Origin of the sequence: Clostridium intestinale, assembly GCF_035905475.1 — a bacterium.
Classification (GTDB): domain Bacteria; phylum Bacillota; class Clostridia; order Clostridiales; family Clostridiaceae; genus Clostridium_T; species Clostridium_T intestinale.
In genome coordinates, this window is the sequence record NZ_CP121166.1 from 1,734,617 (window position 1) to 1,748,839 (window position 14,223).

At 28.5% G+C, this 14,223-nt stretch carries 10 protein-coding genes; all 10 read right to left on the reverse strand.

The features are described 5' to 3' along the window. Nucleotides 1-56: 56 nt before the first annotated feature. A complete protein-coding gene (locus tag P8F83_RS08985; protein WP_326514337.1) occupies nt 57-1,991 on the reverse strand; it encodes a [FeFe] hydrogenase, group A in 1,935 nt (644 codons plus the stop codon). 172 nt (nt 1,992-2,163) lie between these two features. Then, complete coding sequence (locus tag P8F83_RS08990; protein WP_326514338.1) at nt 2,164-3,345, reverse strand: cytochrome c biogenesis protein/redoxin; 1,182 nt, start codon at nt 3,343-3,345, stop codon at nt 2,164-2,166. Between the two features lie 143 nt (nt 3,346-3,488). Beyond that, a complete protein-coding gene (locus P8F83_RS08995; RefSeq protein WP_326514339.1) occupies nt 3,489-4,190 on the reverse strand; it encodes a YjbE family putative metal transport protein in 702 nt (233 codons plus the stop codon). 143 nt (nt 4,191-4,333) lie between these two features. Further along, nucleotides 4,334-5,608, reverse strand: coding sequence for a histidine--tRNA ligase (hisS, locus tag P8F83_RS09000; protein ID WP_326514340.1), 1,275 nt, complete (start codon nt 5,606-5,608; stop codon nt 4,334-4,336). A gap of 274 nt (nt 5,609-5,882) precedes the next feature. Beyond that, nucleotides 5,883-8,435, reverse strand: a complete 2,553-nt coding sequence (locus P8F83_RS09005; RefSeq protein WP_326514341.1) for a LuxR C-terminal-related transcriptional regulator — start codon at nt 8,433-8,435, stop codon at nt 5,883-5,885. 42 nt (nt 8,436-8,477) lie between these two features. Further along, nucleotides 8,478-9,455, reverse strand: a complete 978-nt coding sequence (locus P8F83_RS09010) for an ABC transporter permease (RefSeq protein ID WP_326514342.1) — start codon at nt 9,453-9,455, stop codon at nt 8,478-8,480. Continuing rightward, a complete protein-coding gene (locus tag P8F83_RS09015) occupies nt 9,452-10,195 on the reverse strand; it encodes an ABC transporter permease (protein WP_326514343.1) in 744 nt (247 codons plus the stop codon). The genes P8F83_RS09010 and P8F83_RS09015 overlap by 4 nt, the downstream gene beginning before the upstream one ends. A gap of 9 nt (nt 10,196-10,204) precedes the next feature. Beyond that, nucleotides 10,205-11,143, reverse strand: a complete 939-nt coding sequence (locus P8F83_RS09020) for an ABC transporter ATP-binding protein (protein ID WP_326514344.1) — start codon at nt 11,141-11,143, stop codon at nt 10,205-10,207. A 125-nt stretch (nt 11,144-11,268) separates the two neighbouring features. Further along, on the reverse strand, nt 11,269-12,648 hold the full coding sequence (locus P8F83_RS09025) for an MATE family efflux transporter (RefSeq protein ID WP_326514345.1): 1,380 nt from the start codon (nt 12,646-12,648) through the stop codon (nt 11,269-11,271). A 94-nt stretch (nt 12,649-12,742) separates the two neighbouring features. Continuing rightward, nucleotides 12,743-14,182 (reverse strand): 6-phospho-beta-glucosidase, encoded by a 1,440-nt coding sequence (locus P8F83_RS09030; RefSeq protein ID WP_326514346.1) that lies wholly within the window; start codon nt 14,180-14,182, stop codon nt 12,743-12,745. Nucleotides 14,183-14,223: the final 41 nt, after the last annotated feature.

Sequence of the window (14,223 nt, forward strand, 5' to 3'; positions counted from 1 at the left end):
CTATTATTTCAAATTAACACTTGAAATAATAGCTTAAATTTTAATGATTAGTCATTTTATCTTTTTATTTTTGGGAAGTAAGTAGTGTGAAGTAATTCATGAGCTTTTGCACTTAATGGGTGATCTAGATATTTTTCATAAAGCGCTTTTACTTCTGGATTTTCTTTTGATACTCTAAGAGTTTTTTGTCTATCTATATTATTTAATCCTTCAGCTCTTAACTCTAATCCTTGTTGTCTATTTTTCTTTATCTTAGGCTGACCGCCTCCACCTACGCATCCACCTATGCAAGCCATTATTTCTATGGCATGGAAGAATTCTTCACCTGATCTTATCTTATCTAACATCTTAGCGGCTTCTCTAAGCCCATGGGCAACACCAATTCTTAGTTTTATACCCTCAACATCTAACTCGCAGATTCTAAATCCATCCCAGCCTCTAAGCTTTTCAAACTCTACATTCTCAAGTTTATTTCCAGTTATATTCTCTACAGCAGTTCTTACAGTTGACTCAATAACTCCCCCTGTTCTACCGAAGATTATTCCACCACCTGTATATTCTCCCATAACTGAGTCTATTTCTTCATCCTCAAGTTCCTTTAAGTTTATTCCTGAGTTCTCAAATATTCTTATAAGTTCTCTAGTAGTTATAACATAATCAACGTCATAATTACCATCTACAGAAAACTCAGCCCTTGATGCCTCGTATTTCTTTGCAATACATGGCATAATAGCAACTGATGTTACTTCTTCTCTTGAAAGACCCTTTTCTTTTGCCCAAACTTCTTTTGCAATTGTAGCAAACATTTGCATTGGAGATTTAGCCGATGATGGTACTTCAAGCATATCTGCATAGTTTTCCTCTATAAATTTAATCCATGAAGGGCAACATGAAGTAAGTATAGGAAGTTTGACATTAGTATCCCCAGCTAAATGTCCTTCTAATCTTTCTTGGAACTCAGCAGCTTCTTCCATTATTGTTAAGTCAGCTCCCCAAGTTGTATCAAATACATAATCAACACCAAGTTTTCTTAAACCTGCTGCTAGTTTCTTTTCAACATTTTCTCCTGACTCAAAACCAAATGCTTCTCCTATAGCAACTCTAATAGCTGGCGCCATTTGTGTAATCACTACCTTATTTGGTGTAGCTAAATCTCTTATAAACTTTAATGTGTTGTCTCCTGTTTTTATAGCATCTACAGGGCAAGCTGATACACAAGCTCCACAGTGTGTACATCTATTATAGTCTATGTAATGTTGCTTTCTTACCTCTCCATTTATACAATCAACTGGACATGCTCTTTTACATGCTCCACACCCAATACATTTTGGAGTTATTGTTAGTTTTATTAAATGGTTACATTGAGCTGTATAACATTTATTTTCTTCTATATGCTCTTCTATTTCATGGTAGAAAGTAGTAATTATATCTTCCATTGAATTATGTTTTTGTTTCATTTTGCCTTTTACTATTTGTGCTAAGTTTCTTAGATGATAAACGTCTCTCATATTAGATACGCCTTTACTTATTCTATCTAAAGTCTTAAGCATATTAGTTATTTCATCTACTACTATCTCATAGTTTTTATAGGATCCTTCTTTCACCTTAGCTAACAAATATTCAATATAGAACATTTGATATTGAATTATACAATCTTCTTCTGATAAAACTATTATAGTCTTATCAATATTCTCATAAAATAAATCAAAATCAAATTCTTTCTCTAAACTTGATTCTGTTAAAAATCCTCCAAAAGGAAGTCCAATTTGGGCTGCTTTAAAATTGCTTTTGTTTATTATTCCACCACATAATTCTATTATATCTTGAAGCGTAGCTCCTTCTGGAATATCTATAATTCCTGGATTATTTATTTTTCCACAGATAGCTATCTTTCTATTTTTTCCTCTTAATTCTTTTAATTGTTCTTCACTAAAAACAGTAAAAACTGAACCTAGGGCGCTTTGTATTAATTCTGTTCTATTGTTTGCCATAAAATCACTCCTTAATCTTCTTGAGCTATCTTAAACTTAACTTATAAACATTTGAATACAAATTAAATTCTTTGATATATTACTTTTGTTAAAGTTAGTTATCTTTCTGCGGAATTTAGGTAAACCCTATTTATATATTATCAAAATAAATGCTAATTTCAAACCTAAACTTTTATTCAAGCCCTATTATCTTTTTCATTGTTTCTTTATCCATTGCACCAGGAACATACCCTTTTATATTTCCATCCTTATCTATAATAAATGTTGTAGGTAGGGCGCTAATATTATAACTATTCATTACCTTTCCTCCATTATCAAAAAGCACTGGGAAACTATAACCATTATCCTTTAAAAACTTTATAATATCTTCTGTAGAACCTTCGTTTCCTAAACTAGGAGCAGCTACCCCTAATATTACTACTTCATTTTTGTTTTCTCCATATTCTTTATATATAGATTCTATATTCGGCATTTCTTCTCTACAAGGTGGACACCAAGTGGCCCAAAAATTCAAGAAAACTGTTTTTCCCTTATAAGATTTCAAATCATGAATCTTTCCATATTGATCAATCAAAGTAAAATTAAGAGCTTGAACTTCTTCATCTTCCGCATCTTTGGTGATGTTCTCATTAATACTTGTAGAGTTATTAATCTTCCCCTTCTGTTCTTCAAGTAAACTGTTACTACCTCTAAAGAACATGATAAATCCCACTATTAAAAGTATTACCCCTCCAAGCTTTTTTATATCATTTATTCTTAGTTTTACTTTATCAATATACACAAATAACCTATTATAGAAAATAGCTATTAATAAAAATGGTAAAGTAAATCCTAAAGAGTATATTAATATTACAATACCACTGAATAAGGTACTATCTGATTGCGCAGTTAAAAATAACACTGATGCAAGCATTGGACCTATACATGGTGTCCATCCAAAACTAAAAAAGAATCCTAGCAGAAAAGCAGTATAGAAATTCATAGTTTTATGGTTTATATTAAATCTTTTTTCTCTATACAAAAACGGTATTTTAAGATATCCCATATAAAAAATCCCTAAAAAAATAATTATTACTCCCCCTAGGATTTCAACTAAGTATTTATTAGTTATAAATATATTGCTTAATTTATTTATAGAAAAACCTAATATAAAAAATGTTGATGATATTCCAAGTATAAAAAATAGAGTGTTTTTTAATAATATAGAATTTTTGAATTTAAAATTTCTATTCAAGCTATCTACACTGCTATTTGAAAGCATTCCTATGTATACTGGAAGTATTGGTAACACGCAAGGAGAAAACAAAGATATTACTCCTTCTAAAAATACTAATACCAAATTAAGTTTATCCATCCACTTCCTCCTTAATGTATTTTTTAAAAAAATACCAAATGTAATAATATCATAATTATTGCCATTTTTCTACTAATGTTCTTTTAAAAAGAAAAGACTTTTAGAACTATGCTAAAAATCTTTTTTTATATTTCTTAAATAAATCAGCAACTCTTCTTTTTGTCCTTAATCAAGATTACAATTAAAATTGTTGCCATAATTACTATTACAGCTAGTCCTATTACAGGATTCACTTTATTTACTAAGTTCGAAACTATACTATCACTTAATATCATTTTTGTAGCTGTATATACTAATAATCCTGCACAAATATATATAACTGCCTGGCATTTATTCATCAATTTTGATACAGCCTCACTTCCAAAAAATATAATAGGCATACATGCTATTGTTCCAAATATTATAAGCGTCATTTCTTGCCTACTAATCACTCCACTATCAGCCATGGTAATAGAAGTAATTGCAAGTACATTATCTAGACTCATACTAATATCTGAGATAATAATTGCAAATAAAGACTTCATAAATCCCTCATTATCATCTTTATCAGAATCAGAAGTGCTTTTCTCATGGTTAAACATATTAATAGTAACTAATATAAGTATTATTCCACCAACTAAGTTTAAGTGAAGCCATTTCAAATTAAATAAAACACCTATTATAGCCACAAAAAAAATTCTAAAAATTAGGGCTAAAATAACTCCTATCATACTTACTAATTTTGCTTTATGTACCGGCAAGTTTTTTACCGAAAGTGATATAATAGCTACATTGTCTCCTGATAAAACCAAGTTTATAAATACAATTTGAATCATCTTAGCAAAAAGTTCTGATGTTGTGTACATCTAAGCCCCCTAATATTAAAATTAATAACTATATATTTATATTTCAAAAATCCAAACAATATTTATATTAAGTAAAAAAGTTTAGAAAAGTTTTATTACAAGGAGAAGACTACCCCTCTCCCCATTGTTTTAAAACTTTTCTTTTAAAGTTCCTTTATATCTAATCTAACCTCTTCTCCAGTTGTCATTTTCTTTATTATTAGTTCATTATTTTTAACCTCATCTTCTCCAACCAATATTACATTCTCAAAACCAAGTTTATTTGCATAGTTCATTTTTTTCTTTAATGTTGAATTCTCTAAATATATAGAATAATCCAATTCTTTTTCCTCTAATCTTTTTATTATTAGTCCACAATATTCTAAGGTATCTCCTATAGGCAAAATTAAATATTTAAATTTATTTGGAATTTTATATTCATCTATAAATCCAATTTCCTGAAGTATAAAAAACAATCTAGTAAGTCCAATTGACATACCTACACCCGGTAGTATATTATCAGTATAATTCTCAGCTAAATTATCATATCTCCCTCCTGAACATATAGATCCATAGCTCTCATTTCCTTCAAGTATGGTTTCAAATACTGTTCCTGTATAATAGTCAAGTCCTCTTATAATCTTTAAATTTATTTCGTACTCATTTTCTTTAACTCCAAAAACATTAAGCATTGACTTAACTTCTTTAAGATTTTCTATACCTTTTTTGAAGTCTTCATTGTTTATAGTCAATTTTTCCAAATCTTCTAATCCCATATCTAATATAGATTCAATAAACTTACTTTTTCCTTCTCCTACTAATACATTTAATTCATCTATAAAAACCTCTTTTCCTATCTTGTCATACTTATCTATTAAAATCATAACTTCTTTACTATTTTTAATAGATAGCTCAGTTAACAGACCTTTCAAAATTTTTCTATTGCTTATTTGAATCTTATATCCATTTAATCCAATGGCTTTAAAAGACTTAGATACTAGGTTTATAATCCAAGCATCATTTTTTATGCTTAGCTCATCTTTTCCTATAATATCTACGTCGCATTGATAAAACTCTCTATATCTGCCTTTTTGATTTCTTTCCCCTCTATAAACCTTACCTACTTGATATCTCTTAAATGGAAAAACCAGTTCATTATAATATTGTGCTGCATACCTTGCAAATGGCACAGTTAAATCAAAACGTAGCGCTAAATTATTTTTCCCTTTTGAGAAGCTGTATACTTGTTTTTCTGTTTCTCCTCCAGATTTAGCTAATAAAACTTCTGCTTTTTCTATTATGGGAGTATCCATAGGAAGGCATCCATTTTTCTCATAAACATTAGTGATTTTCTCTAAAATATTATTAAACTTTTCCTGCTCTTTTGGCAAAAGCTCCATAAATCCTGATAATATACTTGGTTTAATTTTTGTTTTCATGTTTAACTCTCCTTTAATATATTTTTATATAACAAAAAACCATGCAGGCAAAATCCCACATGGCTTAACAAATTATTATTACACTTAATTCATCATCACCTAGAGGATACAAGCCTACATTAATAGACTTGTATCTACGTCTAAGCAGATCAAGTCTCTAGGTATGATGATGTAATTTTTTTAAACAAAGTGTTTTCATAATATTCCTCCAAAGTTTTATTGTTATTATCATATATTATATTTAAATAAATTTCAAGCCTATGAACATGTTCCCTTATATCATTTTAAGCCTTTTACCCTCTTCTACAGCCGAAACCCTGTTACTAACCTGAAGTTTACCATATATATTTATTATATGAGTCTTAACTGTTGAAATTGAGATAAACAAATTTTCTCCTATTTCTTTATTAGTAGATCCTTTTGCAATCTCTTTAAGAACATCTATCTCACGCTGACTTAAAATAATATCATCTTTAGTTCTAATAATATTAATGATTTCTTCGTAGTGAAGCTTTTCCTTATTTGTAAGTTCGCTAATAATATTAAATCTTCCTTCAGTAGTAAGTCTATTAACTATATCTTTTTCGAAAAAATAAGGTTGAAGAATTTTATTTTCATAACTGTAATGTAATGCTTCTATAAATAGATTTTTAACTTCTCTATTTTTTTCTAAATCTTCTATGATAATACTTATCTTAAGCAAAGATCCTTGAACCATCTTAAGTTTAATTTTTCTTTTTCTAGAATATCTTAAAACCTCATTAACTAACTCTAGTGCTTCTTCTTTCTTGCCTTTTTTAAAAAGAATTGATCCATACAAAAGCTTGCTATCTAAACTTTTTCTCTCCTCTTGTTGTTTTTCATATCCAACTATAAAATCTTTTATTATTTCATTCTCAAATTTATATATATATTTAAGAAGTGGGGATATAAATACATAATTCTTGTAGGACTCTAGTTTAATAAGTTCTTCTAGTATTTTAATTGCTTCTTCTGTTTCTCCTATAATAAACTTATACTCACATAGATTATACCTATATCCCCTGTTCATTGTTACAGCTTCATTTGGCATATACTTGTAAGCTTCATCTAATGATATTTTTGCTTTCTCTAATTCCATTCTTTTTAAATACATCCCAGTAATACCTATATAAAAACTTACAGTAAGCATAGGCAACTTTTTATAGGTTAAAATCATCTCTTTCATTCCCTCATATAATTCAAAGGTTTTATTGATTTCCCCCATATCCTCTAAAACCTGCGATTTAACACTAAAAGAGAAAAATTGAATATAGAAATTGTCTTTGGTTATTGAATAGTTATCAATTTTTTCAAGAAAATCTAATGCTTCATTGTACTTAGCTTGAACATATAAAAAAGATGCTTCTTTTAATAATAGATACGCTTTTGTAGAATCCTTTAGCTTAAGCTTATCAATTTCAGCTAGAGGCATTACTTCAATCTCATTTAGTTTAAAATTGTCTTCTATAAACATATTAGAAAACTTAAAGGCTTCTAATATAGGACTAGTATGCATATTTCTAATAATTAAATTGTATAGTTCACTCCCTTTATCAACTTCTAAATTAGCATAATAATAGAAAAAACTTTGATAGGCAAAATCAGGATTTTTTATAATGAACTCTTTAGGGATTCTATCTATGTAAGAAAATAGATTTAAACTCCTAGAGTGTTCCAAAATAGTTTCCATTGCCTCTTCATAATCCCCCGCAAGCAATAGATGATTAATTGCCTCACTATAATCTCCTAAGTCTTTAAAGACACTTGAAGCCCTTATATGAGCTTTTATCTTTTTATCTCTATCTAGTTTTTCTTCTAAATATTCTCTTAATATATTATGATCTCTATATATTTCAAACTCTTCATTAACGCAACTTATTAAAGTATTTCTATTTACTAAGCTATAAAGTATACCTTTAAAATCAAACTGAGGAATAAACCTTTTGCATATATCTTCATTAAAATATGAAAGTATTGAAGTTTCTAATAAAAACTCTTTTTCTTCTTCACTAAAAAACTCATATATTTCTTTGTTTATATATTCTTCTATAACTCTATTTTTGAAATTAAGCTTAAATATTTCTTTTTCACTTTTTATATTGGCTGATGAAGCAATTAACTGCAATCCTCCAATCCAACCCTCTGAAAGTTCGTACATATAACTCAATATATCTTCTTTAAAATCTAGTTTAAGAGTATCTTTTAAAAAGCTAATTCCTAAAGTTCTACTTAGATTTAACTCATTATCTTCAATAGATAGAAGTCTTCCTTCCATACTTATTGACCCTAAATATATATCTGGAGACTCTCTTGTTATTATTATCAAATGTACATTTAAAGAAAGATTTTTTATGAAAAAATTTATTGTTTCAATCAAAAATTTTTCCTTAATATAATAGAAGTCCTCAAGTACTATATAAATATCTTCATTTATATCTAAAAGATTTAAAATAGCTATCAGAAACATTTGAAGATTGTCTTTTTGCATATTAGAATCATAAATAGCTTTAATTTCATCCTTATCTCTTCCTAAAACATCTCCTAAAGCCTCTAGCATATAGTTCCAAAATGAAAAAACATTATTAGAGCTTTCATCAAGAGATATCCATTTAGCATTTAGATTCTTCTGCTTTATAAAAGAGCTTACAAGGGTGGTCTTTCCAGTACCAGCTCCACCCTTAATTAAAACAACCTTATATTCATCTATTTTTTCGAGTTTTGAAAACAAATCCGCTCTTAATATATAACCTTTCCTTGGTTCTGGCACCTTAAGTCTTGTATATATTAATAATGGTGTATCTTTCATATCATCACCTAAAATTTTAATTTACTTTAATATTATTTTACTTTACTCGCTCCTTAGTATATAGTCTTTTTTTATTTTCACTATAGAAATAAAGAAAAATACTAACGAGATTACTATTACATATAATATTTGAGGTAACGAATTTAAAATATCCTTACCATCTTCTAGAGCCTTAACAAAATTTAAAAACTCTTTCTGAGGAAAAATCAATAATATTTTTTGAAGAACTTTATTTCCATTCTCAAAAGAATAAAAGCTTCCAGATAAGATTGTTGTTAAAAGTACACTAGCTGAACCTATCATATTAGCATTATCAGAACCTTTTATAAATGCATTCATAAATAGAGAAAAACTTGTTCCCAAGGCACCTAAAATCATTAATATACCTAAATACTCAGTTAAACTAAAGCCTATATTTACTTTAAAGAAAATATTTATAATAGTTAAAGTTAAAAATGTAGGCACAACTATAAAAGATATATTAAAAATGAAGTGAGCTAATATATATTTAAAAAAGGATAAGGGTGATACTGCTATTCTTTCAATCTGCTTTAATTCAATTTCTTCTGCTAATGTAAACATAAATAAAATACTTTGGAGCAGAATAAAAACCATTAAAAAACCTATTATGTTTGTACCTACTCCTCTATTACTTTCAATTTCTATATCTTTAGAATGAGGATTATCTATAACGTTTTTAAGCATTTGTTTATATTCAGTATTTTTTATAGTATATATTTCATATTCTCCAGCTCCATTATCTATTACTATTCCATCATATCTACCTAAAGCTAGTTCATATTTCTCTGGTTCTCTCTTTAAGCTAACAAAATTAAAATATTCAGACTTAATTACTTTTTCTTTATCATTTGTTACAAAAGCAATATTTCCTTTAGTCTGAAATTTTGATGTCATATATACTGCTGCTACTATTGAGAGTATAGTCATTATTAAGTAAATGATACTATAATATTTTTTGCTCTTTAGTCTAAAGTAATTATTTTTTAGAATGTTAATCATATATATTCCTCCGGCTTATAAAATTTCTCACATAAAGCTCCTGCTATTATTGATGAAATCATTAGTATTCCTATAGTCACCATATAATCTGAAAAGTTTCTATCATAAATTATTTTAAATATACTTATCATCATCCATTTTACTGGAGATATATAACTTAATTTCTCTAAAGCCTTTCCCATGCTATCAACTTTAAAAAATAACCCTCCAAGCAAAGCCCATATATTTATAACAATACTTAATATTTGATTTGCTATATTTTCACTTTTAAAAATACAACAAAACAACACTCCAATAACTGAAGCAAATATCTCAGCAAAAATAAGTATTATAATTATAAAAACAATGTTTTTTCCTCCATAATTAACTTTCATAAAAAGCTCTAATAAAATCATTACTGAAATATGGCATAAAGATGCAAATGCAGAAGTTGCTAAAATTTTAGATAAATATATATAACTTTTAGGTAATGGTGAATATATTAATCTCATATTTCCTTTCTTAATTCTTTCTTCCATGAAACCATTAGCACTTAAGGTTGCAGTGTTTAATACTATATAAAGTATCATAGCTACTCCATAATAATCATAAGAAGACACTTCATTTCCGTAAGCCCCACTATTTAAGAAACCCAAAATCAAAATAAGCATTAAGGGGAAAACTGTATCATAAAACACCCACATAGGATTAAATAACATGTTTAAAAAATCTCTTTTTAAAATTTGTAAAAATTTATACATGACATCCTCCTAATCTCTTAAGGTTTTCCCTGTAAGATTTAAAAATACTGTTTCTAAACTTGGTACCTCTGTTGTTAGATTATTGATTTTAATAGAGTCATTTATTAAAATTGAAATTATTTTATCCAAATTTTCAACTCCAGTTAAACTTATAATTTCAATTTTTTTCTCCTTTATAATAGCTTCTTTAATCCCTTCAACATCGTAGAATTTCTCTAAATTAACTTTACTTATATCATCAACTTCTATAATTATTTTTTTAAAATTTACTACATTTTCCTTAAGCTTCTCCTTTGTTCCTGAAGCTATTATCTCACCTTTATCCATTACAATTATCCTTGTTGAGATTTCTTCAACTTCCTCCATGTAATGAGTTGTATATATAATAGTCATCCCTCTTTCTCTCATTTTTTTTACAGAATCTAAAATATGATTCCTGGATTGAGGATCTATTCCAACTGTAGGTTCATCCATTATTAAAAGTTCTGGATTATGAGCTATAGCGCATGCTATATTAAGCCTTCTTTTCATTCCACCTGAAAATGTACGTACCTTGTCTTTAGCTCTTTCACTTAAACCAGCAAACTCTAAGGCCTCTTTCGTTTTTTCATCTAACTCCTTCCCCTTTAATCCATACAGAGATGCAAAAAATCTAAGATTTTGTTCTGCACTTATATCCTCATATAAAGCTATATCTTGTGGTACTACTCCTAATTTTCCTTTAAACTCTTTATCATTTTTCTTAATTTTCCTACCACTATAAAATAATTCTCCTAACTCATAACCCAAAACCTCTGTAAGAACATTTATAGTGGTGCTTTTTCCTGCACCATTAGGCCCTAATATACAAAGTATTTCTCCTTTTAAAACATCAAAGGAAATATTTTTTATAACCTTATTATTTTTATAACTTTTTTCTAAACCTTTTACTTCGAATATCTTATTCATGTGTTAATCACCTTCCTTGATATCATTTTATCTTTTAAGACAAAAAATAAAATCAACCTTTCGGTTGATTTTTAAGGTTGATTAATTAAATTTATATTATCAATATTTCTTTTTAAAACAAAACTCTAACTTGCTTCTTTAAGATTAACTAAATCATGCATCCATTTTCCACCTTTTAAATGTATAACACAAAGAAGGCACTTTATTATATCTTCAATAATAACCATAAGAGCTACCATCTCCACCGTAAAATTAAAAACAATAGCTCCAATAAAAGATAGTGGCAGAGCTACAGCCCACATTGCAAAAGCTTCTGCTTTTAAAGCAAATTTTGCATCTCCACTTCCTCTGAATATTCCAGCTATCAAAACTATTCCTAAGGATCTTATAGGGAAAATAGCTCCATATATTATTAGAATATTCCTTGTGGAATTCCTCACTTCACTAGAAACATTAAACAACTCTAAAATTACAGGTGAAAATATAATTAGTAAAAGACCTAAAACCCCACCTATTATAAATGATAATATAGAGAATTTCTTAGCATATTCTATGGCTTTTTCTCTCTTTTTCTTACCTATTTCATGTCCTATCATAACCAAAGAAGAACTTGCAATTCCAATACAAAATATCATAAATAAGTTTTGAATGGTGTTTGATATTTGAACCGAAGCTATAGCTTTAGTTCCAACCTTTCCATAAGCAACTGTATAAAGAACAATTCCTAAGGCCCAAATTCCATCATTTAATATTACAGGAGTAACAGACTTATATACTTTTTTAGTAAAACTAAAATCAAAATCTAAAAACTCCTTTATTTTTCCTCTAAGTGGTGAAGTATGTTTAAAGCTAAAATAAATAATTATTATCATCTCAGCCAGTCTTGCAATAAGAGTTGCTAATGCTGCCCCTCTTACCCCCATATAAGGAAATCCTATTTTACCAAATATAAATATATAATTTAAAATTCCATTTATAAGTAATGCCATAGCACTTACAACCATAGGAACCTTTGAATTTCCTATGCTTTTTAATGCACCTGTAAATAATATAGTTACTCCAGTAATCACGTAACTTAATACTACTATTCTAAGGTAGCTTTCACTAAATTCTATTACGTTTATATCTTTTGTAAATATTCTAAGTATAAGGTTTGGAATAATTAATGCACTTAATGTAAAAATAAGACCTACCACCATAACACTTAGAAATTCTAATCCTATAGATTTCTTTATATCTCTTGTATTCTTGCTTCCCCAATACTGTGAAATGAATATACTAAATCCTGTAGTTATACCTATAATTATTAAATTATATAAAAAGAAGTATTGATTTGCTATTCCAACTGCCGCAATCTCACTTTCTCCTAATGCACCAACCATTACAGTATCTAGCATATTTATAGACGACACTATAAAGTTTTGTATTATCATAGGTATAGCTAGAATAAATAACTTTTTATAAAACTCTTTATCATTAAAAAGTCTACTTATATTAATCCTCATTAATTTTATCCCCCTGTTTTTATGTACTAATATATATTAGCATAAAAAACAGGTGGCTGTTAGTCCACCTGTAGTTATTTATCTTATTCTGTCTCTAGTTATTAGTTAAATCTTCTCCATTAGTAGCTATCACCTTTTTATACCAATCAAAAGATTTCTTTTTAGATCTTTCTAAGGTTCCATTTCCCTCATTGTCCTTATCAACATAGATAAATCCATAACGTTTCTTCATTTCCCCTGTAGTGAAGGAAACTAAATCTATACATCCCCATGGAGTATAACCCATTAAATCTACTCCATCTATATTTATAGCCTTATCCATTTCTTCAATATGAGCTCTTAAATAATCTATTCTATAATCATCATTTACAGTTCCATCTTCTTCTTTTACATCTATAGCTCCAAATCCATTCTCAACTATAAATAGAGGAAGTTCGTATCTCTCATAAAGCATATTTAAAGAATAACGAAGTCCTACTGGATCTATCTGCCATCCCCAATCAGAAGCTTTTACATGTGGATTTTTAACACTAGCACTTGAACCTACAACTGAATTTTCATCTAAAGTGTCAACACCTGATTTAACTGCATCAGACATATAATAGCTAAATCCAATATAATCTACTTTTCCTTCTTCTAGTATCTTTTTATCTTCTGGCTCCATTTTTATGTTGTAACCTTTTCTTTCCCATTCCTTCAATGCATATGGAGAATAATGACCTCTACAATGTACATCTGCAAAGAAATAACGATCATGCATAGATTCAACTGATAACATCATGTCATCTGGATTACATGAGTACGGATAAATTGGAACAAATGATACCATACATCCTATTTTTAGTTCTGGGTTAATCTCATGACCTATTTTAACAGCTAAGGCACTAGCTACTAATTCATGGTGAACCGCTTGATACATAACTTCTTCCCTATTTTCTCCCTCTTCAAAAAGAACTCCTGAACAAGTCCAAGCAAATATTCCATTAGCAACATTTTTTTGATTATTTATTTCATTAAAAGTCATCCAATACTTAACTTTATCCTTATATCTAGTGAATACAGCTTTTGAAAATCTTACAAAACAGTCAATAACTTCTCTACTTCTCCATCCGCCATATTTTTTTGCAAGTCCATAAGGCATTTCAAAATGAGATAAAGTTATTACAGGCTCTATACCATGTTTATGTAATTCATCAAACATATCATCATAAAACTTTAATCCTTCTTCATTTGGTTCTAACTCATCTCCATTTGGAAAAATTCTTGACCAGGCAATTGATGTTCTAAAGCATTTAAATCCCATCTCTCCAAATAATGCTATGTCCTCTTTATATCTACTATAAAAATCTATAGCTTCATGGTTTGGGTAGTTATTACCTGGAATTACTCCATCTGTAATTACTCTTGGAACTCCATGGGCTCCTGCTGTCATAACATCAGCAACACTTGGTCCTTTTCCTCCCTTATTCCATCCACCTTCTAATTGATGTGCAGCAACAGCTCCACCCCACAAAAATTCTTTTGGAAAACTCATTTTTATTTCCTCCTTCATCATCTTCTCAAATATTATTATAC